This window comes from Pseudomonas sp. VI4.1, assembly GCF_002029345.1.
Lineage (GTDB): Bacteria > Pseudomonadota > Gammaproteobacteria > Pseudomonadales > Pseudomonadaceae > Aquipseudomonas.
This window is the reverse complement of sequence record NZ_MULM01000164.1, coordinates 1-25715: the sequence shown is the minus strand read 5'-3', so window position 1 is coordinate 25715 and position 25715 is coordinate 1. Positions and strand designations below refer to the sequence as shown.

Sequence of the window (25715 nt, the reverse complement as noted above, 5' to 3'; positions counted from 1 at the left end):
CATGGCCGAGCAAGATCCTGATGAAGGTGAAGTGCTCGTAGTGGCGATGGCCCGGCCATCAATGGTGGGGCCGTTTACCTTATCGAGTATTTTGATCAGCCTCATAACCCCAGTGTTGGCAGCACTGTTACTTCGATCACTTTATGTGCTCGTTACGATGCCAATACTGTTTGCCGCTGCGTACTGGATCTGTAGCAAAGACGTGTACTTGTTTGGTGTGCTTAGAGCGGCATTCAAGTTGAGAGCATCACGGCTACGTAAACTGTGGGGATATAGAAGTTATGCGCCTCGTTGATAAAGCTTTTAATAAGCTAGTGCGAAATATGGATCTTTCGCTTGGTGTCCAACATCCAGAAGGGTCCGATCAGGATCTCGATGAGTTGGTGGTCAGCGAGATGGTGCCGTATGACGTGCATTATGACGATCAAACAGTCATCACCGGCGAGGATTCACTGGTGCAGGTCATCAAGATTGATGGCCTGATGTTCGACTCGCTCACTAGCACGCAAATCAAGCTGTTCGAAGAACGCCGCAATACCGTGCTACGCACAGTGGCAAGCAGTGATTTTGCCATTTACGTTCATGTCATCCGCCGTAAGGTGATCGACTTTCCCGAAGGGCAGGGCGGTACTTGGTTCTCCAAGTATTTCAATGCCCGGTTGCGCAAGCGCTATGTGAACAGAGGTTTCTACGTCAACGAGATCTATATCTCGCTGGTTCGGAATCGCTTTCGCTCTGGCGTTCCAGGGCTCATGGATCGGGCAATTGCGCTGGTCACTGGTAACTCAGCTGCAGATGAAGCAGGCGAGACACATGAAGCCATGGCGGACTCGCTCTACAAGGCCGCAAACCTTGTACTGCGAGGCTTGTCCGACTACGGCGCTACTCGTCTGTGCATCCAGCGTCATCCGACCGCAACCAATGGTGTAGTTGATCGCGAAGCTGCATATCAAGCAGTGTCCCGCTTCCAGTGGAAATGGGACGACTTCAAGGTGCAGCTTGGTGATCACGCTGAGTACGACGCAGAAGCTGTTTACGATTACCTGGGCGAGGAATACTGCGAGCTGAGCAGCTTCTTCAACTACTTGATCAACCTTGAGTTCCGGAAGATCCCCGTCACTGAACTGAAAATCAAGGAGGCTTTGCCCTACGCCCGGTTGAATTTCCGCATCCTTGCAAACATGTGTGAGATTCGAGGCAGTACGTCAGCACGCATCGGTTCCATGTTGAGCATGGCCGAATGGCCGCGTCGTACACCGTCGCGCATGATGAACAAATTCCTTCAGCAGCCAGTTGAATTCATCATCACTCAGTCGTTTTTCTTCGAAAACCGTATTGAAGCTGAATCCGCGATGATGGATGAAACCCGGCGTCTCAAGGTTGCAGATCCACACAAAATCTCGGAGGACGATGCAAAGGAACTGGCAGAGGGTATTCGTGCTTTGCGCCGTGGCGATACGGTCAATGGAAAACATCACCTGACCATTTTCATTCACGTTCCATCAGACGCAAACACTACCGCCGAGAGCCGCAAAGCGAATGTGAAGCGACTGGATGATGCAGTTGGTTTGATCGAAGGGTGCTTTGTCGACCTGAACGTCAAGTCGGTTCGTGAGTGGTTGGCTCTTGAGACGTTCTTCTGGTCGCAGCTACCTGGTCAACAAGAAGCTCTTATCGGTCGCCGGGGAAAGATCAAGTCAACCAACTTTGCGGGCTTCGCATCGTTGCACAACTTTGCTCGCGGACGTCGTGACGGCAACCTGTGGGGCCCTGCAATCACTGCTTTCGAAACCGAAAGTGGCACTCAATACAACTTCAACTACCACCGTGAATTGGAAGGGATGGTCGCTGGCCACACTGGCGTGGCTGCAGGCACCGGCTCGGGTAAAACCGCATTGATCGCTGAAACCGTCAGTGAAGCGGACAAAGCCTTGCCGGTTGTGTACTGGTTTGACATGCGCTACGGGGCCACCGTTTTCATGATGGCCATGGGCGGCGTCCATTCGATCCTTTCCCCACACAACAGCATGGGTTGGAACCCCTTCAAATTGCCTGACACGGCTGAGAACCGTGCCTACCTCATTGATCTGCAGATCCAGATGCGGGAGTGCTACGCAAGCACCGCAACTGAGGCCGACGATATCAAGCGGTTCAAGGATGCAGTGAACGAGAACTACGAGCTGCCATTCGAAAATCGCCGGTTGCGCAATGTCGTATGGACCTACGGGCACGGCGCCTTAGCTGACGTTATGGCTATTTGGCATGGTGCCAAAGGAATCGAAGGTGCAAACGCCGGCGTTTTTGATAACGAAAATGACACTTTCGATCTCAGTAAGTCGCGGCATTACTGCTTTGAAATGTCGGAGCTGATGAAGGGCGGCGATGCACGCCCGGAATTGCCAGTAGTGATGAGCTACCCATTGCACTGCATTGAGCAGGCTATGGATGGCAGACCTTTCATTCTGGTTTTGGATGAAGGTCAGAACCTGGTCAAAAACGATTTTTGGCGCAATCGAATTGACAATTTCATCATGCAGATCCGCCGTAAAAACGGGATTTTGATCTTCATCACCCCGGACGCGAAGTACTTCCACAGTGAAACCGACTCCATCGACAAGCAGACCGTAACCAAGATCTACCTGGCCAGCGACTCGGTGAAAGACGAAGACCATAAGAACCTGACGGAGGAAGAAAAGAAGTGGTTGCGCGAGCTGAACCCAAAGGATCGCAAGTTCTTGATTCGTCGCGGCCAGGAATCGATTCGTGCGTGCTTCGACCTGTCCTCCGATAACCCTGACGAAGACCTGTCCGATTTCATTCCGGTCCTGTCTTCAAACGATGTTGGTGTGGCCTTGATGTACTCAATCATTGAGCGCCTGGGCACCAATGACCCCGAGGTCTGGGTGCCAGTTTTCATGGCAGAAGCCAAGGCCAATAACACCCACAACTTGAAGGCAATTCGATGATGAAGACGATAAAGAAACTGAGTTTGGCCATTGCCGTATCCATGGCAATTACCGGTCAGGCAGGCGCAACAGGCGTGCCAACTGGCGACGCGGGCACCTGGGCTGGACTGGCTCAAAACCTTGCGGAGCTGCGTGAGCAATACAAGGTGCTGAAACAGCAGTACGAAACGCAAACCGACATTATGAACAACATGCGCGGTTCCTATGGCCGTGGCGCTATCGGCCTGAGCGATTCGATCAACTCTGCATCGGTGGTTCCCGGTTCCTGGCAAGAAGTGGTTTCGCGTCAGAACTCTGGTGCCTACGGCAGCAAGCAGTCGTATTACGAGGAACTGGTCAACACCTTGCCGCAAGAGCTGTTCGCCAATCCTGACAGCAACCGGGCACGGGGCTACCAGCTCAGCTCTAACTCTGTCGTTGCCGCCATGTCTGCCGGTGAGGCGCTGTACAGCGAGGTACAGGTTCACTTGAACAACCTGACCACCCTTTCAATGCAAGTGGATAACACCACCAACGCGAAGGATGCCGCCGATCTGCAAAACCGGATCGCCACTGAAAACGGGATGCTCACTTCGGCCCAGTCAAAGCTGCAGGCGTTGAACATGAACCTGCAGACGAACCTGGCTAATCAGGAAAACCAAGCAACGTCGCAGAACGAACAGTTCTTCCGTTGGAAAAAAGACTAATTCTCGCGTGCGAGAAAAGGAGATCACATGAAAACTCTTTGGCTGATTCTCAAGATCCTCACCGTACCGGCCTGGGGGCCTCTGTGGCTGTTCTACCGGTTTGGCAAGTTCATGCTGCTGCTAGTCATCGTATCGGCCGCGTCGGGCTGTGTAACCAACACCGGCAAGATCGAAAAGTCGCCATGCGCGTGTGAGTTCAAGCCTTTCGTTATTCAGGCCAAGGAGGCCCGCAATGTCTAAGTTCTTCACCGTCACCAACACCGTGTGCGTGATCGTCGCCGGTTTTGTTGTGGGGACCATCATCTACGTCAACACCACCACCTTTCAGTTCGGTAGTGAGGCTCCTGCGGCTTCCAATGGCGATGCTCCAGTACGGATCGAAGCGTCCTCTGGCAACCCGTTGTTGAAAGCCACTAAAGCTGATGTGGCCAGGTGGTTTCCGGGGACATGCTTCGCCGAGATCTACATGAAGAGCCCATCGTATAAAGGGGGCCTGGTCGCTGGCTGCATCGACAAAACGTCGAAAGAGATCAAAGCCGAAACGGGTGTGGCACTTGGCGCTGATGACTTCCGTTCTTCCGAGGTCATCACGCACTTCAAGTCTGTGTACGGGGCATCGAATCCATGGCGGACCTAACCCTCAAGGGCCTGATTGGGGCGACCGATGAGGTGACAACTAGCTTTGTCGCCGAGGTCTTCCCAAATCTCGCTGGCTTGGTAGAGCCTCTGGTCTGGACAATCGCCGTCGCATATTGGGCAGTCCTGGGTATTCAGACCTATAACGGCAAAATCTCTGTTGCGCCGTGGGACATTGTTAAACGGGCAATGCTCACGTTTATGGTCTTCCTGACGCTTAATTGGTCAACGGGTGGGTCGGCGCTCTATCAGATTTGGGGTACTTGGACTGAAACCATTGCGGCACAAATCATGAGCCGAGGTGTTGATAGCACTTCAATGCTTGACGCGCTTTATGTGAATGTCGGACAGGTTGCAAGCACGCTGATGAACGTTAGCTGGCGTCAGTTTGGCATGATCATCATGGGTTCCGGTTTGTTTATGGTGAACTGCATTCTGTTTATCGCTGCAATCCTGAATATGCTGATTGCCAAGTTTGGCGCAGCAATAATTATGTGCATATTGCCAATACTGCTCGGTTTCATATTTTTCGAACAAACGCGGCAATGGACAATGAGCTGGTTTAGCAAAATGCTGAACTTATCGCTGATCTACATATTGTCCATCGCGATTGTTCGTTTTGGTTATGCGATTTTCGGCCAAGCAATTGATGAGATCGCCAATACAGCCACCATTTCGGATGCTGCATTGATCACCGCTCAACAATGGGGAACTCTTATCATCGTTGAAGGCGTGTTGATCATCTGCTTGTTGCAAGTTCGTGGGTGGGCAGCTGCGATTGCTACCAGCGCAACAGTCGGTGGTTCTTCACTGGCGATGATGGCATTGCGAACCGTAGGATTGGGGAAATAAGCAATGGACAAGACATTAAAGAAAGATGAGATTGCGCGCCGTCAGCGTCAACTCGAACACAAGAAGGTAAAACAAGAACGTAACCGTAGTTACTTTCTGAACGGTGCCTTCGCACTAGCCCTGGTGGGGTCGACCATAGCCATCGCGTTCCTGGCTGAAACAAAGACGTTCGTCAATGTGGTGACGGTGATCGGCGCCGATAATGAAGTGCTCAAGCAGCGCACGGTTACGGCGGAAAACGTCGACAAAGAGCAGGCTGTCATCGAAGGCGTTCTGTTTGATTTCATTCGTGCTTGTAACACCTTTGACCCTCGGCGCAAGCAACAGCTGTCCGATACCTGCCACACGTACATGACCCGCAATGTCGCTGTCGAATATGAGAAGGAGATCAGCCCCGATAACGCGCGCAATCCATACGCATCGCTCGGGGAAAACGACTGGATCGAAGCCCAACCCAAGCGCATGAACAAGATTGGCGATGAGTATCAGGTGATATTCATTTCAACCAATCACAAGTGGGGTGACAAAGAGCCAAGGGTTACTTCCTACCTGGCAACTATAAAGGTTGCACACACGATGATCCCTAGAGCCTTGGGTGATCGTTGGGAAAACCCGTTTGGCACCTTGGCAACTTTATACCGTAAGAGTGAAGAACTGAGCCGCCAGTAATTCATTCCCACAAGGAAACTAATCATGAAAAAACAGTTCGTTCTACCGACAGCTATTACCCTGAGTTTGGCTTTGTGTGCATTTAATGCACTAGCTGCAAAGTTGCCGAGGGCTCTGTCCTCTGACAACCGTGTCAAACAAGTGCCCTATGACCCAAACCAAATTTACGAACTGGTCGGCACTTACGGATACCAAACATCCATTGAGTTCGAAGCGGATGAAATGGTCAAGGTCGTAGCACTTGGTGACACGATTTCCTGGCAGAGCATGCCATTCCGTAACCGGGTTTTCTTGAAGCCCGTGGAAGACAATGCAGACACAAACATGACGGTGATTACATCCAAGCGGACGTATTACTTTCAGCTCAACAGTACGAAGGCGAAAACAAGTCAGTCGTACTTGATCCGATTCGTTTATCCGACCAGCCGTGTCACATCGTTTAACGATGCAGCGGAAACCCCAGCGCCTGCGGCTACTGGGCCAGTCACCAGCACCGGTACTCCTTCTTCCCCGAACATCAACTACGGCTATTCGGGTGACAAAGAAGCCATCGGCCTGCAGGGCGTTATGGATGATGGTCAGTTCACCAAGTTTTTGATGAAGAAGGGTGCGGATCTCCCGCAGTTTTACCGCGTGCTGCCTGATGGCACCGAGGCGATGGTCAATGCTCGCCGCGAGGGTGAGTATTGGGTGGTTCAGCGCCTGGCCAGCATGTTCGTGGTGCGCAGCGGCAATTCCTACATCTGCGTTGAAAACCTTTCGAATCCGTATAAACGCACTGTTACTCGGGGTGCGCGTGATGGGGGAGGGGCATAACCATGGCGAAGGAACCTATCAAACCAACTGATCAGCAAGCGGACAAAACCCGCGAAGAAGAAATGGCCGAGTGGAACGAGTCGCAATCGAACTCGATGCTAAAGGCTGGTTCTGGTGGAAAGCGCAGCGGCGTTCTTATGATTGGCGCAGCAGTTGTGGCGTGTGGTTTCGTTTACTGGCTCAAGCATGACAGTGGTGAACCAGCTGCCCCAGCAAAAAACGATGAGATTGTCGCTGCTGAGCGCCGGAAGGTCCAAGACCCTACTCCCAAGCGCGAAGCGGCGAAGGTAAAGCCAGTTAGCAACGATGGGGAGCCGGGCGCCCCAGCTGACACACCCCGTTCAACAGCTGAGCGTCAGACCAACCAAGAGGGTTTGAGCGAAGCTGAAAAGCAGCGGCAAGCGTTGGAATTTCAAGAAGAAGTTGCGCGCAAAAAGATGCTCGCTGCGCGTCAACGCTCGGCGATCTTTGCAACTGCAAAGGACGATGGTTTTGCGCAAGGTCGTGACGATCAAGATCCAGCTCAACCACCAGCCGGTGGGTCGTTGCTGGGCGGTAACTCGGGTAATTCCGGGCGCGTCTCCCGCAATGCAAACGAGAATTTCGCATCGTCGACTTACTCCACCGGCGTGCCGGTGGCGAAAGCTCGGGCTCTGGAGAATTTGCAGTACAAGGTTCTGCAGGGCGCTGCAATCGAGGCGACTTTGCAGCCCCGTGCGCAGAGTCAATTGCCAGGTCAGATTTGCGTAACCACTGCACAGGACGTTTATGCAGCGGAGGGTCGCCGCGTAATGATCCCTTGGGGGTCTTCGGTATGCGGAAGCTACAACGCCAGTCTTTCACCTGGTCAAGAGCGCCTGTTCACCGTTTGGAACTGGTTGCGTATGCCCAAGTTGCCGGGGCGTCGTGCAATGGAAATTGCTTTGGATAGCGCTGGCTCTGATCAGCTGGGCTCCGCTGGCCAGGGTGGTGTCGTTGATAACCACTGGGCGCAGATCTTCGGTGTTGCTGCTGCTGTCTCGATCATCGGCGCGGGTGCCTCCAACTCCGGCGTTTCCTCTGGTGATCAAGAAAACTCGGCCTCTCAGTACCGTACTGAAGTGCAACAGGCTGCTGCTGAGTCCTCGCAAACCATTCTTAGCCGGTACGCAAACATTCAACCAACAGTCACCGTTCCTCATGGCTCACGCGTGGTGATCTACCTGCAGCGTGATTTGGACTTCACCGAACAGTTCGCCGAGGAAGCCAAAGAGGCTGACAACGGCGGCGTGAAATTCATTAACTGAGGTTTTTCCATGTCTGAGATTGCTTCGTTCCGCCAAAAGCTGCGCAGTTTTGATTTCCTGCTCGATGACCCAGCGGTATCCGAGATCGCTATTAATGGTCCAGGCAACGTATGGGCCGCGTATCGCGGTAGCCGGTTCATGCGCCCAGTCGTTGTGGATGGCGTCACCCTTCCGCTGATCAAGTCGCTGGCCGAGTTGATTGCGGCGCATACAGAGCAAGAGGTCAACGCTTATGCGCCGATCCTGTCCGGTCGCATCCCTATGGACATGAGCGACCACGTAGCGGACTCGGAACGTGGCGACTATCGGGTCCAGTGCGTGCTTGCGCCTGCCGTTGAGCAACATATCGGCGGCATCGTCTGTATTCGTAAACCTGGCCGCGTTCAGCTGACGATGGACCAATACATCGCTTCGGGAGCGTTTGACCAGATCAACGAGGCACGCACGCCAGATCAGTACAGCGATGATCACCTGGTCGAGTTGTACCGCGCCAAGCGCTGGTCGGAATTTTTCATTGGGTGCGTCAAGGCCCACAAAAACATCATGATTTCGGCAGGGACAAACGCGGGCAAAAGCACCTTCCTCAACATGCTGTTGCAGCATGTAGACCCTAATGAGCGGATCGTCACAATCGAAGATACCCGCGAGATCCGTCTCAAAAGCGAGAACGTGGTTCATTTGATCTATTCCCGTGGTGGCCAAGGCAAAGCGCGGGTCACGCCGTTTGATCACCTTGAGTCGATTCTTCGTCTTACGCCTGACCGCGCAATCATGGGCGAGCTTCGCGGTGCTGAGGCTTACCCCTATCTTGAATTGCTGAACACCGGCCATAGCGGTTCATTCAGCACTATCCACTCGGACAGCCCCGACCTGATGTTTGACCGGCTTGCGTCGATGGCATCGCGTGGCGGCTCTGACATGACCAAAAACCAACTTGTGGAATTCTCACGTCACCTGATCGACGTAGTGATCCAGTGGGAATACGGCTTTGATGGCCGTCGTTTCATCACGGAGGTGCAATATGCAAAAGCTGCCTAAATTCGCGCTGGCCATCCTTGCATCGGCCTGCCTTGTCGGCCACGTTGCCGCAGAAGAAACCCAGCAACAACGCTTTTCAGATTTGGCCGCTAAGTGCGCGCCAAACGTCCATGCGTCGACGCTAAAAGCCTTGATCGGTAATGAGTCGTCATTCAACCCATATGCCATTGGTGTGGTTGGTACTCGCCTTGAGCGTCAGCCCAAGTCCCTGAGTGAAGCAATTGCCACAGCGGAGAAATTGGAACGTGACGGCCATCGCTACGCGATGGGCCTGGGCCAATTGTTGATGACCAACATGCGAGCCCGGGGCCTGAGCTATCAGGATGTGTTCGAACCGTGCCGTAACCTGCAGGCCATCAGCAAGTTGTTCACTGAGTATTACACCCAAGCGCTCAAAACAAGTGCTACTGAACAAGAAGCTCTTTTGAAAGCGACTTCCATGTATTACAGCGGTAACGAGCGGCTTGGCTTCGATGCTGATAGCCCTGGTGGAATGTCCTACGTCGAAAGGGTGGTCGACCGTGCAAGTAAACCAACGGCTGATGATCCGATTGTGCCCGCGTTCGACGTACAGGAAGCCACGCAAGCCATTCCTGTAATCGCTAGCACCAAGTCACCCTCTAAAGCGCGCAAGCGCGCTCAGGGAGCCTCTGAGCAGCCTGCAGGGCCGTGGTTGACCTTCACGGATGGAAACGGTCAGGCGATAGCACAGGCACAGCCTCAAGCGCAGCAGAAGTCGCAGATTCAGGTCCAGTTGGATACCGGTGATGCGCCCGATGAGAAACGGAAGTTCACAGCCTTCGACGCTCCGACAGCTAATGCTGAGCCAGCGGCAGTGCCCGTGCAGCAGGAACAAACGGCCCCTTCATTCGTACAGATAATCAACTGATTTCTCGCATGCGAGAAAAGGAGATCCTAATGCGCAAAAAATTCTTAGCTCTCTTGGCGACTTTGGCATTTGCCGGTGTTGCCCAAGCAGGCGCGCAACCCCCTACTGACTTTTCGTATGGGCAAAACAGTGATGAGGATGCTTGCGGGGCAACTCTCTGTCTGCTTGGCATGTCCCGCGACGGTGATTGCGACAAATATCTCAAGCGCTATTTCAGCATCGTGAAATTCAAACACGGCAACTTCAGTCCTTCACGCACTGCCGCTGCTCGCGGTGATTTCGTGGCGCAATGTGTTGATGATCAGGCTGGGGCCAAACAAGCAAACGATAAGTGGGGAGGCTCGCGCTATGGTTTCTAAGTTGCACGCCGTCCGCATTTTTGCCTTCTCCTCGTTCTTAGGCTTGGTGTCTCCAATTGCCTGGGCGGACCAGTCAACGGACGCCCAGCCTTCAGCGGCGGCGGTCGATGTTGACGGTGCACGTCGCATCGAGGTGGGGTTTTCTCCGGAAGGATCTGCCCGCGACCTGGTACTGCGAACCATCGATTCAGCCTCCAGCTCGATCAGGCTCTCGGCCTACGTGTTTACCAGTCCTGATGTAGCGAAAGCATTGATCACAGCGAAACAGCGCGGGGTCGATGTGGCGGTGGTTGCTGATTACCAGGGCAACCTGCAGGGCAACGGCTCGCGGGCGGGGAAACACGCGCTGTCACTCCTGGTACGTGCTGGCATACCGACGCGCACGATCAGCACTTACGCAATTCACCATGACAAGTTCATCGTTGTGGATGGCAAAGCGGTAGAAACCGGAAGCTTCAACTACTCCGCTGCCGCCGCCAAAAGCAACAGCGAGAACGCATTGGTGGTTTGGAATGATGCCGATCTCGCCGAGCAATACCTGAACCACTGGCAAAGCCGGTGGGATCAGGGCAAAGCTTTCAAACCACAGTATTGAGCGAGGGTCTACCAATGGACAAAGACGAAAACCCAATGGACAAGGATCGAACGCAACAGGGTGAACGTGGTGCTTATCAGCTGACTGGAGGCAAGCGACCTGGTGAGAACGTGGCGGAGCATGTGAACGCTTCGCCACGGAATGCCGAAGACTGGGCAACCGATCACAAGCGCAGTAGTGAGCCCTCCTTCGAACTGTTTCAAAAGTACGGTCCAGCTATTCAGCCTGACATTGGCAGGGCCTACGAGGGCCCAATCGTTCACCGCGACTCCCAGTCGTTTTATCAAGCATCGCGGGTCAATGGTTACGATGTTTTGATTGAACACAAGCGCACGTCGCTCAACAGCGTGCAAGCCAACGTGTTCACCAGTGACAGGTCAGTGAGCATTCGTTATGTGTCTGAAAGCGTCGGCATAGCGAAGCCTGCCATGGAGCTGGATGGGCAAAGATCACCGGAACACCTGCCGAAAGGCGCCGCTGGAATAGGGCGGGTTTAAACCGCGTTCAATAGCTGCAGATCTAAGACAGATAAGAGGATTAGGACATGGCCAAAGAAGACGTTACTCAGACCACCTACACCATCAATCAGGAAGGCAAAGAGCGTCAGGTATTCACTGACGCAAAGGCCGCTGGAGAAGCGTGGTTCAAGGCTGACTTGAGCAATAAACCGATGATCCTGGTACAGGAGCCCGGTGATCGTGCGAAAATGTACGCTGGCACCGGTGTGCATGAAGGTAAGCCATACAAGGATTTGCCGTTTGATAATGCACCTGGTGCAGCTGATTTCAAGGCGTCGTTCAAAGGCGCTCTTGAGCTGAGCAAAAAGGAGCATGCCGGTGCTGCAGCTGGTAAGCCTGCAGAACCAGAACTTGCCAATTCAAAACCGAAGGATATGCCTGCGTACGAGCGCGCTGTCGCTGGCAAAACCTACGAAGGCAAGGTGGTTGGGTTCAAGGAGAACCAAGTCATACAGCAGATCGTGAACGGTGATCGCGTCACGCACATTGCGCATGATCGCTCCGCGCTGAGCAGTGCAAAGTCCGGCCTTGTCCACCCTGGCAAAGACTTGTCCATTCGTTACCCTTTCGCCGGTGTGGGCATCGTCAAAGATCGTCAGCTGCAGCATGAACAAAAGGTGCCTTCGCACCAGCCCAAGGGACTTGGCGGAATGGGCCGAGATTGAACCTAGGTAGATTTTAAGAAAAGGGGGCTTTGCCCCCTTTTTGCTGCCTTCGATAAATGCGATTCCGCGCCATGCTGTCAGAACGTAGCGCGGTCAAGTGGAATGGCGGGGGCCCCGCCGAAGGTGGGTCCCGCCTCCGCAGGACCGCCGCAGGCGTATTCTGCTTGACGGTGCGCAGTGACCCCCAGTCTGCGCCGGGGTGTGTGGGGTAGCTTCACCACCCCGCGCACCTGAGGCCTGGGCGACCCCAGCGAGTTGACAAGGGCAGCGCCCTTGGTGTTGCTTTGTTCTGCCGTCCAGGGGGCACCCCTGGCTGCCAGCGGCGATCCTAGCTCTGCTCGGCAATCACCTTGTTTCGGAATTCGATAGCGCGACTGATGGAAACGCCGGACAATGATTCGTAACCCAGCCACGGACCGACATAGTTTTTTAGCTGTGCCGTGGTTGGCTGCTTCGGTAATGGATCAGCAGGCGCACGCCCCAACGCTTCGCGCCAGTTACGAACCGTTGTTCTTGAAACGCCTGCAAGATCTGCCACGTCCTGGTCATGCACTATGCCCAAGAGCGGCTTGTAGCGACGTAACGGATGGTTGACCGGGAAACGCTTCGGCTTTGGGAGTGGGGGCGGTCCCGGCTTGGCCTTGACCCCTAAAGATTTGCGGTATTGATCAACGCTGTAGGCAGAAACCCCGCAAAGGCGCGCTACAGTTCGAGTTGATTCTATGCCCAACAAATGCCGGTAGGGCTCGATGGCCATTCTTACATTCCAAGCTTCGATATCGAATAGCTGACGCCGGTAACGAATTACGTTTTTTGTCGTACCGACAAGCTGAGCCAAGTCCTCGTCTCTCATGGTCCCCAGCTTGCAGTCATACCACCTGGCCTGGCCTATATTCTTCCAATCAGCCATAAAATCCTGTCATCTAAATGCGAAAGGTTCCGGCAATACCGGAACCCCATATTCTCATCACAATTCAAAAAATCATCTACACGCCTGATTTACCTGCGCTCGGTCCGTCCAGAGCGGAACGCTGTTTGCGTTCCAGCGCCTTACCGTCCAACACCGTGCGCGGCTTGATGGACTCGTTACGCTGACGCTCTCGCGCCTGCTGCAATGACAGGGCTGTAGTTTTGTCGTATCGGTTTGCAATGGCGGCAGGCAATCCGGCTATTGAGTCGGTATAGATGCGCGCTTCGTGTCTTGCCCGGCTGATGGCCACGTACCAAAGGTTTTGTGAGGTTGTCCGGCTTTTCGTGTTGATGGAGATCATCACTCGATCATTTGTAAGACCTTGGGCGCTGTGGACGGTAGCGGAATAGGCGTGCTCTAGATGCAATGGTCGGTTAGTTGGAAGGGCCACTACTCGTTCTGGCGTGCCGTCTTTCTCTTTGAGGGATGCCAGCTCGATGACGCCATTGGCGTTCCCAACAACCCGCATTCGGTCGCCGTTGGTGAGATCCAGTTTCTGATCATTACGGGTGATCCGCACCAGATCGCCAACGGAAAATTCAGGTTTCTCAAGGTTGTACACGCTGAGCTTGGTCAGCTTCCGAGGATTAAACTCGACGCGGTTCCCGTTCTTGTCTTTTACCACCAGCACGTTTCCGGGCAGGGCCTGGTCAACGGTATACAGCTCCCCTCGGGACAAGCCAGTTCTTATGTAATCCTTCTCGGGCTGTACGATCATTCCCTTTTTGTAGCTTGGAGCGTACCGTCGTTCGGCTTGTGTGGTGTCGACGCGGTTGAGCGTCGGCAGCTCTTTCCCGTTGCCTACGAGGCCAAGCGACTCCCTTGTCATTGCGTTGATCTGTTTGCGGTCCTTGTTCGTACCGGCGACGATCAATACTTCTTTGCGTTCTTCCGGCGTCAACGACATGTAGTCACGAACGATGGCTTGGTGCCGTTGGCCAGGCTCCCGGAATTCTTCAACATGATTGACATGCTCAAGTGACTTTCCCGGGTTGCCATCAGCCGCATGCTGAACAGCAATTTTTAGTTCCTGGTTCTTCTGTCGCTGAATTTCCTTGATCCGCGCAGTTTGCATACCGTTCTGCTGCAACTGGGCGAATGGTTTGCCAGCCTCGATAGCTTCCGTTTGTTTGGTGTCGCCCAGCTGGACCAGTCGGGCGCCGGACTGCTCGATGATTCGCATCAGATGCTCCATCTGGCGTGCGCCGACTACACCTGCCTCATCGAGTACGACGATTGTCCGCTCGTCCAGCTTCTTGTCTTTGGTATGGAAAAAGCTGGCGAGTGTGTGAGCGTCCAACCCTTCGTTTTTCAGTGCGGTTACTTGGTTGCCGTAGGGTGCCAAAGCAACGACACGGAAAACCGCATCGGTCGTTGTAGTCCGCTCGGTCATGGCGTTGTTGACTGACTCGATCAGCTTAACAGCGCGATCAACTGAGTAAGTTTTGCCGGTTCCTGCGTCGCCCTGGATGCCAACAAATCGGTTGCTCGTACTGACGATCACTTCCACGGCCTGGTACTGGCCTGCAGATAGTGTTGAGCCCTCAAGTGCTTTTGCTACCTGCTCCTTGCTCAACAGCGGCGCGACTAGGCCACGTCCGCTGCGCTCGATAGCGAGGATCGCCTTTTCTCGTTTCAACGCCCGTTGAGTGGTGTACCGTTTTTCAGCTTCAACCAAAGAGCCACGGGTGATCGCCATCTTGACGTACTGCTGGGCTTCCTTGTCAGTCCAGCCCTTTTGTTCTTTCAGCAATGCGCGCCACCCAGCAGGTGACAGCGCCGTCCCATCCTTACCTGTGGCCATCGTGTAGGTTGGTGGAGATTCGATAAGCGTTCCCTGTTTCACCAGACGCTTGATTTCATCGTCGACTTCGGATGGCGATGCCAAGCCAACAGCGCGCCGTAGCGCAGCTGTGCGCAGATCAGACTCGCCGACAACCTGCTCACGTTCGGTCAAGTGGTTTATGGCGTATTGCACCACTGCTTGGCCAGCGGTGATGCCTTCCGGCAGGTTGTGTTCTGCATGGATGCTCTCTGAGCGCCTACCGTACTCGCGGTTATCAAGCTGACTGCGGCCGCCGAACTCGATACCTAGATCTCGCGCCTTGATGACCCAGTATTCTTTGACCAAATGACGGTCGCGCTCGTCTTTGCGTGGCCTGGTGGCCATCGCAATAATTTGTTTCTCCAAGGCCGTGGCGTTGCTTCGTGTTTTCCCGTCCTTGGCCAACGCTTCCTCGATCACCTTGGACCGGCTCGAAAACGCCTCGATCTGGTCCCTCGAAATATGGGCCAGCTCGAAATTCCCGTCTTTGTCCAACACCCGAATTTCATAGCCCAGCTCGCGCAGCTCCTTGGCCAGCTCGCCCTTGTACATGGCGTCGATCTGCGGTTGGATCTTGAAAATATCGTCGTTGTGTATTGCTCGCCATTTACCGTCTGCACGCCGTGTCGCGTTCATGACTACGGCGTGGGTGTGCAACTGAGGATCTTTGGCGCGGCTGAGTTCATGGCGAAACTTACCGATGATCAGGTTGCCCGTTCGTTCGAGCATGGACTTGCCATGTTCCTTTCGGCGGGTCTGCGCCAGTTTCTCGACATGCTCCATCGCTTTGGTTACTGCGCGGTCGTGCGCAGCTACCACGTCCTTGTCACCGGCGATCAGGGCTTGCATAGACACAGATTTCGGAGCTGAGAACGTCAGATCCAAACCCATCCGACGATTAACTATTTGACCTGTTTCCTTGTTGACGGGCTTGGGCATCAGCTCGCCGTTCGGAAGCTTGCCGTCAAAAAGCTTGGCCAGCTCCTTCTGGTCGATTGGCCCATCCAGGCCTAAAAGCTCGGCGCCGATTCCCTGCCACTCGCCGGGGGACTCTTTTGCGTAGTAGTCGTCTGCAGCTGTGTAGTAGCCAGCTGCAGCGTACTGGTTGCTCCCCTTGATAGAGGTAACATTGAACATGGCTACCTCGTTACGCGGCTTGACCGGTTATCATGATTGCCTGGGCGCGCTCTTTGTAATCAATGTACGGCGTCTTTACCTTGGTGATCGGGAAGTCTTCACCGAATTTCACGTAGGCGACCAGATCTGGAAGGTTGGAGATTTCAGAAGCCTGAACCACCGGCTCATCCCGCGTGACTTCCTCGGTCCTGGTCAACTTGCCCGCGGTGTAGGATTTCCGCCAACGCTTAACATCGTGAGAGCCGAGGATTTCGCTGGCCATGCCTGCGTTCTTGGCGTTCGCTGCAGCAAGAATGACGTAATTTCGGAAGCACGAAAGCAGCGTTTCCGCATCGTCACGGCCATAACTGGCGTTGAGTTGCGACCAATCCTGCAGGCTGCCGACCATACGCAGACCATGTTTCCGCCCTTTGGTCGCCGCAGGAACGAAGCTTTCCAGTTTGCCGAGGGACTGCAGCTCGTCGAGGAACAGCCATAGCCGTTTGCCTGTCATCGGCTCTGAGCTGAGGATCGTTGCACAGATGGTGTCAATCCACGTGGCCACCAGTGGTTTCATGGTGTCCCGCATGTCCTCCCGCCAAGTGATGAACAGATTGCCGGCATTAGGATCGTTCACCCATTGGTAGATGGAAAAATCGCCCTTGCTCATGTAGCGCAGCGGACGAATGTATTTGTTCATCATGAACTGGATGCTGGCGATTGCCTTCTCTGCGTTGTCGCGGAAGTAGCCCTCGGAGTCCGTGTTGGCCAGGAAAGCGCGGATGGTGTCGCCATCCTCCCGCACCAGCAAATTCACCAGCGTGTCTTGGTTCGGGTTGTTGGTTTCTTTCAGCTTGCGCATGGTGTCGGACAATACGTCGCGAGCGTACGCGCACCATTGCTCGTCACTCGGGTCGACCTGGGGCGGGATTATCGACTTGGCCATCCGGTTGAAGTCATGGATGCCACGGATCTCGTTGAAGATGGTCCAGCCAGCGGAGCGGGCGTCGAATGGGTTGAGAATGTAATCGCCTTTGAAACTGAATTTCGAATAGAACGTGCCGTTTGGGTCGACAACGGCCATGCGATCACCACGCTTCAATGCCGAGGCGATCATGCCTTCCATGGTCACCGACTTACCGGCACCGATAGACGCGCAGATCATCGTGTTTCGATCTTCAAGGTGCAGAGGCATAGGCAGCTTGCCAATCATGACCGGCTCAGACTTGGCCAACCCTCGCTTTTTCCGCTCGCGATTCGTCTTCTCGTTACGGCGGCGCACCTTTGCCTTGACGGTATGCCAGTTTTTTATCTCCGAGCCCCGCAAAAATTCCTGGTACTGCTCGCCCCGGAACCCATCGTCACAATACTCGTACAGGTAATAAACCAGCGAAGCGGCGACCGCTGACGTGGCAATTGTGGCCCCCAGTACAATCGGGTTCTGCCAGCCGTTGTGAAGCGTTTCCTTGAACGCTGCAGGGAATGGCGTCAACGGCATCTGTGCCAAATAAACGCCTGCTGCCCATCCAGCGATCGGCAAACCGAAACCCGCTGTCATCACTGCAGAATCGACTTCTCTTTTATGCATTGTCCTCTCCTGATAGACGTTCGATATCGCTGGCCAGCTCTGGCAACAGCGTACTGATCAACTGATCGGTATCGACCAGATGGCTGAGTTCGGCACGCAATTGGTTGACCTTTCCTTGCTGTAAACCTTGGCGCAGCAAGTAGACAGCAATGGTCAAAAGGGTGCGATTTTGCGCCTGAGCCTGGCTGACGTTTTCGAGCAAACCAAGCATGCGTTGCTGATCTGCCCAGCTGTCCAAATCGGTCTGTCGGCTCCCCGATTTTTCGTTGGCCAGAGCCTTGTCACGCACGTAGGTGGACAGGTGTTTGTAGCCTGCCAACGCTGCCGCTTGCTCAAGGCGAGCCTCTTGGTCGTCGTTTAAACGTATTGGAAGTGTCTTCGCCACGGTGGTCCTCTCTGAGCCAAATATGGGACTAATTCAGGATAACGATAACTTCCGAAATAGCGTATAGCAAATGCAATACATAAAATGCTTGATTTTATTGGTCTAAATGATAATTTTGTAATACATATGTATAGCGCATGAAATTCATGAATTTGCTCTGTAAGCCGCTCCCAGCGCGGCTTTAACCTACCGCTAGGGGGGTGCGTGTTGTGTATTGAGACTTTGACCCTGTTAAGGGGAAAAGTTGAAGCTCTTGTTAAGGGCGTATCCACTAGTCAGGCCGCAGGCCGTAGGGGGGTAGCACAGATGGTATGCAGAAAGGGTGCAGGAAGGGTGCTAAGAGAGTGCAAGAGGGGTGCAACTTGACTACAGGTAGGGGGCGATTAAGATGCACCTAGAGTGCAATAGGGGTGCAGATAGGGTGCAAAATGGGCGACAAAGATCTAACGAATGCACTGATGGCGGTAGGGCCTGAGTCAAAGGCAGCGAAAATACGCCAGGTGATGCCATTGATTGAGCAACAACTGAGCGCGGGTGTACGTCGCCAAGTGATCCTGGATGTGTTGAAACAACAGGGGATCGAGCTGAGCATGGAGACGCTGAAAAGTTACCTGTATCGGTATCGAAAAACGCAACGACAGAAGCCCACGCAATCGAACCAAACTACGAACCCAGCGCCAAGCATGCAGCCAGTGGTTGAGCGAGGGGAGCCAGAAATAGAAGGAGGTGTATCGTACGATACAGATGGAGAAACGAAGGTCAGTCAAGCGGCCCCGTTGGGGCGCTTGAGCTGAGCAAGATTATGAATCCTGGGGATGATCAGAACGCCTCAGATCTGGCCATGTATGAGAATGCAGGCCGTCGAAAAAGGACGCCAAAATGAAAATCGCAGTAGTCAATTTCAGCGGTAACACCGGCAAGACAACCTTGTCCGATTCGCTGCTGTCGCCACGCATGGGCGGCGTACGTTTCGCGGTAGAAACGATCAATGCCGGCGCATCGGATGATGCCGCCGAGATCGAGCTGCTCAAGGGTCGCCGGTTCGGTGAGTTGTCGGAAATTCTCATGACGGAAGACAACGCCGTGGTCGACGTTGGAGCATCCAACGTCGAGGATTTTTTCAAGTACATGGGCCAGTTTGCAGGCTCGCACGAAGAATTCGATTTCTTCCTGGTGCCCACGGTATCCGAGAAAAAACAGCAAGCGGACACCATCAACACGATCAAGACGCTGGCCACGCTGGGCGTTCCGCGCAGCCGGATTCTGGTGGTCTTCAACAAGGTCGAGATCGACGACGCGGACGACTTGCCGCACACCTTCGCAGCGTTGATGGGTTTCCACGAGCTGGAGAAGAAATTCATGCTCAAGCGTGATGCGGTGATTTACTCGAACGAAGTGTTCGAACGCCTCCGGGCTTTGAAAACCAGCATCGCCGCTGTGGTGCAGGACACCACGGATTACCGCGAGCAACTGCGAGCCGCGCAAGACGATGCCGCAAAGGAACAGGCCAAACGGATGATCTCTGTGCAGCGCCTGGCAAAGTCGGCCTGGCAGAACCTCGATCAGGTGTACGCCACGCTGTTTGGAAAGGGGAAGTAAGCGATGGCCAAGGACGCTACGACAGCGCGTGAAGCGATGGTCGGGCAGATGATGGAAGATTTCGACGCGCTCGTCCGTCGCCTGGAACAGGTAGACGGCGAGTTGGCGGCGAAGATCTCCGAGGCGGTGCGCGATGGCTCGGGTAAGGCTCTGCTCCAGTCGCAGATGAACTTCGAATCCATGATGGAAAAGGAGCGCAATGCCCTGATCCTTGCCGGACGCGAAGCGGTCGCAAGGATTGGTAACGAGATTAACCGGAGTTCGGCCAATCTGATCACGGCGCAAGCGCAGCGCCGCGCCGTAGGATTTTGCGCAATGCTCATCGGCGCCGGTGTGGTTATCGGCGCACTTCTCATGGTTGTAGGCCAGCAGCTCAGGCTGTTCGGTTGATCGAGGGGGCACGCCCCCTTTTTTTGGGGTGTATCCTGTATCGTACGATACAGGATATGCTTTCCTACGAATTACACCCGCCCCGCCGCTGGTAATCAGGCTTTGGGGTTTTTCTCGCATGCGAGAAAGGAGTCCTTATGTCCGCTACACCAAGTCAGCAGCTTTACGAAGAAATTGAAGGGGCCTATGACTGGTTCAATGAAAAGTTGTTTGGCGGGCAGCTGCCCGGCTGCATTTTCACCCTGCAGCGAAAAGCCAATACGTTTGGGTATTTCTCGCCGTCGCGTTTCCTGCGCCGGAACGGCGCGGGAAAAAGCGATGAGATTGCGCTCAACTGTGCGTACTTCGCGCATCGTCGGATCGATCAGACGCTTTCCACGCTTGCACATGAACAGGTTCATCAGTGGCAAGACCACTTCGGCACGCGATCACGAAGCGGCTACCACAACCGCGAGTGGGCCAACAAAATGAAGTCCATCGGACTGATGCCGTCCGATACAGGTGAGCCAGGTGGTAAGCAATGCGGCCAGCAGATGACGCACTACATCATTGATGGTGGGCCATTCGCTGTTGCATGCCAGGAACTGATTGAACAGGGCGGCATGCTTTCTTGGATTGACGTGGTTACCCAACGGGTGGCCATGTCAGCGACCCAGCTTTACGGGCCTGATGGAAAACCCGTCGAACAGCCTGTGGCTGATCCGACGATAGACATACTGGCGCTAACTTCGGCGGGGTTGCTGACTCCTGCCACAAACCCCGAGGATCCGAAGAACAAGCGCAAATACACATGCCCGAGCTGCCATTTGAATTTGTGGGGTAAGCCAGGTTTGAGCGGTCGCGTGCAATGCGTCGACTGCAATGTGCCGTTCGTGGATTCAAAAGAACTGGTGGAAGTCCCAGCAGATCCATCACCCAGTTGAGCCGGTCGCAAATGTCTGACGTTTCAGGATGAACGTCAGTTGATTGCGGCTGGCCGCTGCCGGTCAGGCGACGTATGAGCTGCGGATCCAAGGGCGCAGCTCTTGGTCGCCGAAGGCTGCTTTTTCGCTGCAGGAGCTCACGCACGAAAAATCGTCCAGCGAGCGAGGCCCAACAAAGGCCAGAGCGAGCGGAGCAGTTGTCCACGGGCTGGACGTGCTGTTTGCCCGGGCGGTGGGCAACTGCAGGACGATTTCCTGAGCCGTGCAAAGATCTTGAACGTGAGTTGCTGCAGCGTCCGGCCGCCAGGCCGGAAGGTTTTAAATCCGACCGGGAGGTCGGCCAAGGTAAAACCCTGTGCCGTTACAAAGCAAGCGGAGCGCGCAGGCCGAAGGCCGGAGGCGTGAGGATGGAAGCCCGAAGGGCCAAGACCTGGCGCGCTTTTGGCCAGGGCTTGGTTCACGACAGCCGCCCCCCGAAGGGGGCACGCACAGGGAAATTAGGGGGTAGATCTAGGCTGGATTCTTGTTTGCAGCGGGGGCAATCGCCGCCCACTGTTTGGCACCGTTTGAATAATCACCACCTTCGGCAATGAACACTTGGCCATCTTCTAAAACCGCGTACACACCTGGTCTTTCATGGTCAGGGTCGCGCAGTTCATTTTTCCAGCAGTAGGCAGACTGCTCCCAAATACACACGATCCCACCAGACTGTTCTTGGTTATTTTTACGCCATACCTGGGCGATCTGTCGAAGGTCAGCAATTTGGTGTTGCATGCGGCACCTCATTTTTGGAATCAGTTGATGTTACGCAACGAGCATTCTAACCCTGGGCTGGCAATGGAATATTAGGCGACGTTGGGGTAACGCATGGCATCCGGGCCGGGTTTTTCGCAATCTCCGCGCAGTGACTTTCATAGTCAGCTTGGGCGCGGTCCTTGGCGTATTTTTGTTGAATCCATCCGGCTACCAAAAAGATGGCCAACCCAACGAATAGGATTTTATGGCGTCGTGATGTGGCGGTTTTCATTGGTGAGTTCCATTCATTTTGATTCGGGATAAACGATGCCTTGCAGCGTCCAGCTTACAAAGCGGTGAGCCTGTTCAATCTCGCTTTCCAACGCTTGCCGATCCGGGCAGTTGTGATCATCGGCGGCGTCTTGCAACAGGCGCACGCGGTCGAGCTGGTGCAGCAACTCAGGCGTGAGGGTCACAGTTTGAGGCGCGAACGTGTACGCCACCGGGTCATCTTCAAACAGCACCGGCAGGGCCATGCCGTTGTTTTTGAGCCATGATTTAAAATCGGTCTTACGCATCCTTGCCTCCCTTTTTCGTTGCCGGTTTGGCATCCATGTAGGGCTTGGCCATCTCCATGACTTGCGCGGCCAGCTCGGGCGGTAACCAGACCATAACGGGCACCAGCTCACTGGCCCCGTGCTCGTCTAGGATTGCCCGAACTCGCTTTACTGCTGCGTGAACGGTCTGTTTAGACATGTCCCTAGCGTTGGCCACGTCTTGCGGTCGCTGGCCATCTACCAAGATGGCCTTGGCGATCTCTACCGTAGAGACCGCCAAGCGACGCGAGGCGAATACCGGCGATATTCTTTTCCAGTCCTCGGCGGTGTAAATCGACTGCATGTAGTAACTCCGTTTTTCAGTGGTCAATGATTCGTGGCCACCGCTGTGCAGATCCGGGAACGGATCTCGCTATGGGTGATGATCGACAGACACAGGAACGACCAGCAATGACCGAAACAACGGGCATACACGCGCACCAAATCGCCGACCTCGGGGGCCTGCAGTATGAATGAATCGCCGGTGTCATCGGCGAAGTAGTCCAACACCTGGCCATGACTGACCGCAAAATCAAAGCGCGCCTCAGTGATGCGCGCAGGCTTGGTGCCGTTGGCCGATTCCTGCGCCTGCAGGAAAGCGGTTTGATCGTCCAGCACTGCGCCGGGGTGACGCACGCGAATCTCCGGCAACATTAGCCAGCTGCAGCGAGCGGCCCACATGTTGGGGCCAATCTCGCGGGCGTAATCAATGATTGTGGTTTGACCTGGTACAAAGAAAACTTTCGGCATGGCGGCTATCTCCTTGCGAGGTAGGCCGGGCGTGTAGCGCCCGGCCTGAACTTGTTAGGCGGCTTCGCGAATGTGCTGAGCCAGAACCCAAAGGGCGCGATTTAGCTTCACGTCCTGGTCAATGCCGGTGACGGCGCGGGTACTGGTGCGGCGACCTTGCTTGTTGCGACCTGTAAGCCCTCCCTTGATGGAGTTTTCCTGTACGCGGTTGAATGTGGTCCAGAGATCATCGGTGCGATCTTCACGGCGGCGAGGCATGAGCAGCTGTGAAGCTGTCACAGGCGCCGGGCCTTCGGCTGGGTCGTAGCGGTACGCTAATGCAGCTTCGGCGAAAGCGTGTTGCAGCTCGGGGCGAATCTGGATTTGCTTCATGGTTTCGCGCTGATCCTCGATCAGTGCGAATTGGTCCAGCACCTCATATGCCCCCTCGATGACTTCGCCGATTACGTCTTGTCGACCGCTGTGACGGACTTTCTGATCCATCGCGGCTTCGCCCAGGACAAGGCCGTTGGCGCACACAAAGCGGAAGCACCCGCCCATCATTTGATAACTGCTGGTGCCATCGTGGCTGTTGAGCAGGATGATTTCGTTGGCTTCCTTGTCCATGATGTTGGACGCATGGCGCAGGCGGATCATGTGTTTGGTGTGCTGGATCTTGTCGGAGTTACGCACGCGGGTTTGGCAAGCCATGAAGGGTTCGAACCCTTCTGCGCGCAGCGCGGTAAGCACGTCGACGGTTGGGATGTAGCGGTAGCGATCGGAGCGGCTGTCGTGCGCTTCGACGGCAAAGATGGACGGCGCGACACGCGCGATTTCGTCGTTAGTCAAAGGGGTGTTGCTGCGAACCATGCAAGGGTTGCGGAAGCTGCTGGATAGACGCATTTTTGAATCTCCTTCGCGATGTGCCTGGGCGGTTGCCGCCGCTGGTTCCAGGCTGTCTTAGCGGTATTGCTTCGACATAGAAATTATCGCAAAAGATCGTTACCAAGTCAACTAAAGGTATAATCTAATTGTACTATTTTGTCTGTAAAAAAGCCCGGCGCTGGGCCGGGCTCTAGTTGCACAGACCGTCACGTCTACTGCAGCAGGCAAGAAAAACGATAGGGGTCCATGAAGGGAATGTCGTCATCCATGGGGTCATATGCGGGCTGCGGTTGCGGGGCCGGTTGTTGTGGTCGCCGCTGTTGCTGCGCCTGGTTGGTGCCGTCCTGGTTCTGCGGTCTACCCCCCAGCAGCTGCATGGTGCCTTGCATGTCTACGACAATTTCTGTCGTGTAACGCTTGATACCGTCCTTCTCCCATTCGCGGGTTTGCAGCTTGCCTTCGATGTAGACCTGTGAACCTTTGCGCAGATACTCGCCGGCAATCTCGGCCACCTTGCCGAACAGGGATACCCGGTGCCGCTCGGTTTTTTCGACCTTCTGCCCGGTTTGCTTATCTGTCCATTGCTCACTGGTGGCCAAGCTCAAATTGGTCACGGCGTTACCGTTGGGAAGGTAACGAACCTCGGGATCCTGACCGCAAGTCCCTATTAGAATCACTTTGTTTACGCCACGGGCCATGATGGAAACTCCTTTTAGATGCCCCGGCGTACAGGGGCGGCGGGGTGGTTTTAGTATGCGTCGCCTTCGAAGCAACCGCACGGGCACGTCTGTTCATCAAGGCCGTGTTGGCAATAGCCGTTCTCGGCGTCCTCCTGTTCGCGTGCGGCATTTTCGCTTGCATTCATGTAGCCATATTCGCGGGCATACACGAAAACTTCCGCGAACTCGGGGGCTGTTTCGTCTGTGCCGAACTCGGCCTCGACACCCGCGCAAAAGAAGTTATGCACGACAGTTTCGTACGTCGAACCACGCTTGCAAGCGTCAGAGAAGATCGCGTCGAACTTGGCTTTCATGTCGTCGATATTGGAAGTCATCGGCTTAGAAATACCTTTGGCAAAAGCCAGGAAGTCATCAGTGGTCAGCCAGTTGTGAAAGATCGGGGCGGTGGTTTGAAACTGGGTATGAGTGTTCATTGAAAGCTCCTTCGCGATTTGCCTGGGCGGTTGCCGCCGCTGGTTCCAAGCTGCCGAAGCAGGATTGCTTCGACGGAGAAATTATCTCAACAAACACAAACATAGTAAACTATAAGTATCATCCAATATGACTATTTATTTACTTTTTCGCATGCGAGAATAGGCCATTCCGCTCGACTATGTGTCATATATATAATACACTTATACCCATGAAAACGATTATCCAAACCGCCACTTACATGACTTGGGAACGCAAACTGCGTGACAAGAAGGCCAAACTGATTATCGCGGCGCGGGTGCTGCGGGTAGCCCACGGGTTGGTCGGTGACGTGCAGCCAGTAGGTCAAGGCGTCAGTGAGTTGCGAATTCATCATGGCCCCGGTTACCGGGTGTATTTCCAGCAGCGCGGCGATCAGCTGGTCCTATTGCTCTGCGGTGGGGATAAAAGCAGTCAGGCGCGGGATATAGAAACCGCTAAAACTCTGGCAAGCCAGTGGAGTGCAGACGAATGAAAGAACCAATTTACGAATACGATCCAGCGGAATTACTCACTGACGCGGAATCTATCGCCATCTTTATGGCTGATGCTTTCGAATCGGGGGATGCCTCCTTTATCGCGCAAGCGCTGAGCGTGGTAGCTCGCGCCAAAGGCATGACCTCAATTGCAGAAGAGGCAGGCGTCACCCGCGCACACCTCTACAATCTGAAAAACGGCAATCCGACATTGAAAACCATGATCGGCGTGATGCGTGCGGTAGGCCTGGACATGACAGCAAAACAGCACGTCGACCTAGCCAACGGGTAAACGTTGCGCTGACTCAAACCCGCCGTTGTGCGGTTTTTTTT

32 protein-coding genes are annotated in these 25715 nt (G+C 54.5%); 21 read left to right on the top strand and 11 right to left on the bottom strand.

The genetic code is table 11. From position 1 onward, the window contains the following. The first annotated feature begins 1 nt into the window (after position 1). From BZ163_RS19515 to BZ163_RS19445, 15 genes are read left to right on the top strand one after another with little or no spacing between them, the layout of a single operon-like run. Positions 2-295 carry a VirB3 family type IV secretion system protein gene (locus BZ163_RS19515; RefSeq protein WP_011117466.1) on the top strand — a complete coding sequence of 98 codons (294 nt, stop codon included), beginning with the start codon at positions 2-4 and terminating at the stop codon, positions 293-295. A gap of 28 nt (positions 296-323) precedes the next feature. Then, the gene (locus tag BZ163_RS19510; protein WP_019694561.1) at positions 324-2966 is read left to right on the top strand and encodes a hypothetical protein; all 2643 of its coding nucleotides are present in this window, start codon (positions 324-326) and stop codon (positions 2964-2966) included. Further along, positions 2963-3652, top strand: coding sequence for a type IV secretion system protein (locus BZ163_RS19505; RefSeq protein WP_011117464.1), 690 nt, complete (start codon positions 2963-2965; stop codon positions 3650-3652). The genes BZ163_RS19510 and BZ163_RS19505 overlap by 4 nt, the downstream gene beginning before the upstream one ends. Before the next feature lie 27 nt (positions 3653-3679). After that, the gene (locus tag BZ163_RS19500; RefSeq protein WP_011117463.1) at positions 3680-3892 is read left to right on the top strand and encodes a hypothetical protein; all 213 of its coding nucleotides are present in this window, start codon (positions 3680-3682) and stop codon (positions 3890-3892) included. Then, the gene (locus tag BZ163_RS19495) at positions 3885-4289 is read left to right on the top strand and encodes a hypothetical protein (RefSeq protein WP_011117462.1); all 405 of its coding nucleotides are present in this window, start codon (positions 3885-3887) and stop codon (positions 4287-4289) included. Before BZ163_RS19500 ends, BZ163_RS19495 begins: the two co-directional genes overlap by 8 nt. Beyond that, the gene (locus BZ163_RS19490; protein WP_011117461.1) at positions 4277-5140 is read left to right on the top strand and encodes a type IV secretion system protein; all 864 of its coding nucleotides are present in this window, start codon (positions 4277-4279) and stop codon (positions 5138-5140) included. Before BZ163_RS19495 ends, BZ163_RS19490 begins: the two co-directional genes overlap by 13 nt. Positions 5141-5143: 3 nt before the next feature. After that, positions 5144-5809, top strand: a complete 666-nt coding sequence (locus tag BZ163_RS19485; RefSeq protein ID WP_011117460.1) for a type IV secretion system protein — start codon at positions 5144-5146, stop codon at positions 5807-5809. 24 nt (positions 5810-5833) lie between these two features. Then, positions 5834-6625 carry a TrbG/VirB9 family P-type conjugative transfer protein gene (locus BZ163_RS19480; RefSeq protein ID WP_011117459.1) on the top strand — a complete coding sequence of 264 codons (792 nt, stop codon included), beginning with the start codon at positions 5834-5836 and terminating at the stop codon, positions 6623-6625. Positions 6626-6627: 2 nt separating this feature from the next. Further along, a complete protein-coding gene (locus BZ163_RS19475; RefSeq protein ID WP_011117458.1) occupies positions 6628-7911 on the top strand; it encodes a TrbI/VirB10 family protein in 1284 nt (427 codons plus the stop codon). Between the two features lie 9 nt (positions 7912-7920). Next, positions 7921-8949 (top strand): P-type DNA transfer ATPase VirB11, encoded by a 1029-nt coding sequence (virB11, locus tag BZ163_RS19470; RefSeq protein WP_011117457.1) that lies wholly within the window; start codon positions 7921-7923, stop codon positions 8947-8949. Further along, positions 8933-9838, top strand: a complete 906-nt coding sequence (locus tag BZ163_RS19465; RefSeq protein ID WP_011117456.1) for a lytic transglycosylase domain-containing protein — start codon at positions 8933-8935, stop codon at positions 9836-9838. The genes virB11 and BZ163_RS19465 overlap by 17 nt, the downstream gene beginning before the upstream one ends. Before the next feature lie 29 nt (positions 9839-9867). Continuing rightward, entirely contained in the window at positions 9868-10197 is a 330-nt protein-coding gene (locus BZ163_RS19460; RefSeq protein ID WP_011117455.1) for a TrbM/KikA/MpfK family conjugal transfer protein, read from the top strand. Next, positions 10187-10792, top strand: coding sequence for a phospholipase D family protein (locus BZ163_RS19455; RefSeq protein ID WP_011117454.1), 606 nt, complete (start codon positions 10187-10189; stop codon positions 10790-10792). Before BZ163_RS19460 ends, BZ163_RS19455 begins: the two co-directional genes overlap by 11 nt. Before the next feature lie 14 nt (positions 10793-10806). After that, a complete protein-coding gene (locus BZ163_RS19450) occupies positions 10807-11289 on the top strand; it encodes a hypothetical protein (protein ID WP_011117453.1) in 483 nt (160 codons plus the stop codon). A 47-nt stretch (positions 11290-11336) separates the two neighbouring features. Further along, positions 11337-11975, top strand: a complete 639-nt coding sequence (locus BZ163_RS19445; RefSeq protein ID WP_011117452.1) for a hypothetical protein — start codon at positions 11337-11339, stop codon at positions 11973-11975. Positions 11976-12303: 328 nt separating this feature from the next. Here the strand turns inward: BZ163_RS19445 and BZ163_RS19440 are convergent, their stop codons facing one another. The 4 genes from BZ163_RS19440 to BZ163_RS19425 all read right to left on the bottom strand — a co-directional run bounded on the left by BZ163_RS19440 (position 12304) and on the right by BZ163_RS19425 (position 17859). Next, complete coding sequence (locus tag BZ163_RS19440) at positions 12304-12732, bottom strand: hypothetical protein (RefSeq protein WP_128872254.1); 429 nt, start codon at positions 12730-12732, stop codon at positions 12304-12306. A gap of 229 nt (positions 12733-12961) precedes the next feature. Further along, positions 12962-15907 carry a MobF family relaxase gene (gene mobF / locus BZ163_RS19435; protein ID WP_011117450.1) on the bottom strand — a complete coding sequence of 982 codons (2946 nt, stop codon included), beginning with the start codon at positions 15905-15907 and terminating at the stop codon, positions 12962-12964. Between the two features lie 10 nt (positions 15908-15917). Continuing rightward, the gene (locus BZ163_RS19430) at positions 15918-17474 is read right to left on the bottom strand and encodes a type IV secretion system DNA-binding domain-containing protein (protein WP_011117449.1); all 1557 of its coding nucleotides are present in this window, start codon (positions 17472-17474) and stop codon (positions 15918-15920) included. After that, positions 17467-17859, bottom strand: a complete 393-nt coding sequence (locus BZ163_RS19425) for a hypothetical protein (RefSeq protein WP_011117448.1) — start codon at positions 17857-17859, stop codon at positions 17467-17469. Before BZ163_RS19425 ends, BZ163_RS19430 begins: the two co-directional genes overlap by 8 nt. Before the next feature lie 428 nt (positions 17860-18287). On the opposite strand from BZ163_RS19425, the gene BZ163_RS19420 reads away from it, so the two are divergent. From BZ163_RS19420 to BZ163_RS19405, 4 genes are all read left to right on the top strand, one after another. After that, entirely contained in the window at positions 18288-18653 is a 366-nt protein-coding gene (locus BZ163_RS19420; RefSeq protein ID WP_128872253.1) for a TraD protein, read from the top strand. An 85-nt stretch (positions 18654-18738) separates the two neighbouring features. Continuing rightward, on the top strand, positions 18739-19458 hold the full coding sequence (gene stbB, locus BZ163_RS19415; protein ID WP_011117446.1) for a StbB family protein: 720 nt from the start codon (positions 18739-18741) through the stop codon (positions 19456-19458). 3 nt (positions 19459-19461) lie between these two features. Further along, positions 19462-19848 carry a hypothetical protein gene (locus BZ163_RS19410; protein ID WP_019694541.1) on the top strand — a complete coding sequence of 129 codons (387 nt, stop codon included), beginning with the start codon at positions 19462-19464 and terminating at the stop codon, positions 19846-19848. Positions 19849-19985: 137 nt separating this feature from the next. After that, positions 19986-20771, top strand: coding sequence for a SprT-like domain-containing protein (locus BZ163_RS19405; RefSeq protein WP_011117444.1), 786 nt, complete (start codon positions 19986-19988; stop codon positions 20769-20771). A gap of 510 nt (positions 20772-21281) precedes the next feature. On the opposite strand, the gene BZ163_RS19400 is transcribed toward BZ163_RS19405, so the two are convergent. The 7 genes from BZ163_RS19400 to BZ163_RS19370 all read right to left on the bottom strand — a co-directional run bounded on the left by BZ163_RS19400 (position 21282) and on the right by BZ163_RS19370 (position 24869). Next, positions 21282-21545 (bottom strand): hypothetical protein, encoded by a 264-nt coding sequence (locus BZ163_RS19400; protein WP_019694540.1) that lies wholly within the window; start codon positions 21543-21545, stop codon positions 21282-21284. A gap of 266 nt (positions 21546-21811) precedes the next feature. Continuing rightward, positions 21812-22084: a hypothetical protein gene (locus BZ163_RS19395; protein WP_019694539.1), complete on the bottom strand. Its 273-nt coding sequence runs from the start codon at positions 22082-22084 to the stop codon at positions 21812-21814. Continuing rightward, a complete protein-coding gene (locus tag BZ163_RS19390) occupies positions 22077-22406 on the bottom strand; it encodes a TrfB-related DNA-binding protein (protein WP_011117442.1) in 330 nt (109 codons plus the stop codon). Before BZ163_RS19390 ends, BZ163_RS19395 begins: the two co-directional genes overlap by 8 nt. Before the next feature lie 23 nt (positions 22407-22429). Further along, positions 22430-22852 carry a hypothetical protein gene (locus tag BZ163_RS19385; protein WP_011117441.1) on the bottom strand — a complete coding sequence of 141 codons (423 nt, stop codon included), beginning with the start codon at positions 22850-22852 and terminating at the stop codon, positions 22430-22432. A gap of 54 nt (positions 22853-22906) precedes the next feature. Continuing rightward, on the bottom strand, positions 22907-23734 hold the full coding sequence (locus BZ163_RS19380; protein WP_011117440.1) for a DUF932 domain-containing protein: 828 nt from the start codon (positions 23732-23734) through the stop codon (positions 22907-22909). Between the two features lie 194 nt (positions 23735-23928). Beyond that, a complete protein-coding gene (locus BZ163_RS19375) occupies positions 23929-24414 on the bottom strand; it encodes a single-stranded DNA-binding protein (protein WP_011117439.1) in 486 nt (161 codons plus the stop codon). A gap of 50 nt (positions 24415-24464) precedes the next feature. After that, positions 24465-24869 (bottom strand): hypothetical protein, encoded by a 405-nt coding sequence (locus BZ163_RS19370; protein ID WP_011117438.1) that lies wholly within the window; start codon positions 24867-24869, stop codon positions 24465-24467. Between the two features lie 209 nt (positions 24870-25078). Between BZ163_RS19370 and BZ163_RS19365 the strand changes: the two genes are divergently transcribed. Beyond that, positions 25079-25381, top strand: coding sequence for a type II toxin-antitoxin system RelE/ParE family toxin (locus BZ163_RS19365; RefSeq protein WP_011117437.1), 303 nt, complete (start codon positions 25079-25081; stop codon positions 25379-25381). Then, a complete protein-coding gene (locus tag BZ163_RS19360) occupies positions 25378-25674 on the top strand; it encodes an addiction module antidote protein (RefSeq protein WP_011117436.1) in 297 nt (98 codons plus the stop codon). Before BZ163_RS19365 ends, BZ163_RS19360 begins: the two co-directional genes overlap by 4 nt. Positions 25675-25715 lie beyond the last annotated feature (41 nt).

Coding starts and splice junctions, on each gene's coding strand:
- BZ163_RS19515 (WP_011117466.1), top strand. CDS start 2: ATGGCCGAGCAAGATCCTGATGAAGGTGAAGTGCTCGTAGTGGCGATG.
- BZ163_RS19510 (WP_019694561.1), top strand. CDS start 324: ATGGATCTTTCGCTTGGTGTCCAACATCCAGAAGGGTCCGATCAGGAT.
- BZ163_RS19505 (WP_011117464.1), top strand. CDS start 2,963: ATGATGAAGACGATAAAGAAACTGAGTTTGGCCATTGCCGTATCCATG.
- BZ163_RS19500 (WP_011117463.1), top strand. CDS start 3,680: ATGAAAACTCTTTGGCTGATTCTCAAGATCCTCACCGTACCGGCCTGG.
- BZ163_RS19495 (WP_011117462.1), top strand. CDS start 3,885: ATGTCTAAGTTCTTCACCGTCACCAACACCGTGTGCGTGATCGTCGCC.
- BZ163_RS19490 (WP_011117461.1), top strand. CDS start 4,277: ATGGCGGACCTAACCCTCAAGGGCCTGATTGGGGCGACCGATGAGGTG.
- BZ163_RS19485 (WP_011117460.1), top strand. CDS start 5,144: ATGGACAAGACATTAAAGAAAGATGAGATTGCGCGCCGTCAGCGTCAA.
- BZ163_RS19480 (WP_011117459.1), top strand. CDS start 5,834: ATGAAAAAACAGTTCGTTCTACCGACAGCTATTACCCTGAGTTTGGCT.
- BZ163_RS19475 (WP_011117458.1), top strand. CDS start 6,628: ATGGCGAAGGAACCTATCAAACCAACTGATCAGCAAGCGGACAAAACC.
- virB11 (WP_011117457.1), top strand. CDS start 7,921: ATGTCTGAGATTGCTTCGTTCCGCCAAAAGCTGCGCAGTTTTGATTTC.
- BZ163_RS19465 (WP_011117456.1), top strand. CDS start 8,933: ATGCAAAAGCTGCCTAAATTCGCGCTGGCCATCCTTGCATCGGCCTGC.
- BZ163_RS19460 (WP_011117455.1), top strand. CDS start 9,868: ATGCGCAAAAAATTCTTAGCTCTCTTGGCGACTTTGGCATTTGCCGGT.
- BZ163_RS19455 (WP_011117454.1), top strand. CDS start 10,187: ATGGTTTCTAAGTTGCACGCCGTCCGCATTTTTGCCTTCTCCTCGTTC.
- BZ163_RS19450 (WP_011117453.1), top strand. CDS start 10,807: ATGGACAAAGACGAAAACCCAATGGACAAGGATCGAACGCAACAGGGT.
- BZ163_RS19445 (WP_011117452.1), top strand. CDS start 11,337: ATGGCCAAAGAAGACGTTACTCAGACCACCTACACCATCAATCAGGAA.
- BZ163_RS19440 (WP_128872254.1), bottom strand. CDS start 12,732: ATGGCCATCGAGCCCTACCGGCATTTGTTGGGCATAGAATCAACTCGA.
- mobF (WP_011117450.1), bottom strand. CDS start 15,907: ATGTTCAATGTTACCTCTATCAAGGGGAGCAACCAGTACGCTGCAGCT.
- BZ163_RS19430 (WP_011117449.1), bottom strand. CDS start 17,474: ATGCATAAAAGAGAAGTCGATTCTGCAGTGATGACAGCGGGTTTCGGT.
- BZ163_RS19420 (WP_128872253.1), top strand. CDS start 18,288: ATGGGCGACAAAGATCTAACGAATGCACTGATGGCGGTAGGGCCTGAG.
- stbB (WP_011117446.1), top strand. CDS start 18,739: ATGAAAATCGCAGTAGTCAATTTCAGCGGTAACACCGGCAAGACAACC.
- BZ163_RS19410 (WP_019694541.1), top strand. CDS start 19,462: ATGGCCAAGGACGCTACGACAGCGCGTGAAGCGATGGTCGGGCAGATG.
- BZ163_RS19405 (WP_011117444.1), top strand. CDS start 19,986: ATGTCCGCTACACCAAGTCAGCAGCTTTACGAAGAAATTGAAGGGGCC.
- BZ163_RS19400 (WP_019694540.1), bottom strand. CDS start 21,545: ATGCAACACCAAATTGCTGACCTTCGACAGATCGCCCAGGTATGGCGT.
- BZ163_RS19395 (WP_019694539.1), bottom strand. CDS start 22,084: ATGCGTAAGACCGATTTTAAATCATGGCTCAAAAACAACGGCATGGCC.
- BZ163_RS19390 (WP_011117442.1), bottom strand. CDS start 22,406: ATGCAGTCGATTTACACCGCCGAGGACTGGAAAAGAATATCGCCGGTA.
- BZ163_RS19385 (WP_011117441.1), bottom strand. CDS start 22,852: ATGCCGAAAGTTTTCTTTGTACCAGGTCAAACCACAATCATTGATTAC.
- BZ163_RS19380 (WP_011117440.1), bottom strand. CDS start 23,734: ATGCGTCTATCCAGCAGCTTCCGCAACCCTTGCATGGTTCGCAGCAAC.
- BZ163_RS19375 (WP_011117439.1), bottom strand. CDS start 24,414: ATGGCCCGTGGCGTAAACAAAGTGATTCTAATAGGGACTTGCGGTCAG.
- BZ163_RS19370 (WP_011117438.1), bottom strand. CDS start 24,869: ATGAACACTCATACCCAGTTTCAAACCACCGCCCCGATCTTTCACAAC.
- BZ163_RS19365 (WP_011117437.1), top strand. CDS start 25,079: ATGAAAACGATTATCCAAACCGCCACTTACATGACTTGGGAACGCAAA.
- BZ163_RS19360 (WP_011117436.1), top strand. CDS start 25,378: ATGAAAGAACCAATTTACGAATACGATCCAGCGGAATTACTCACTGAC.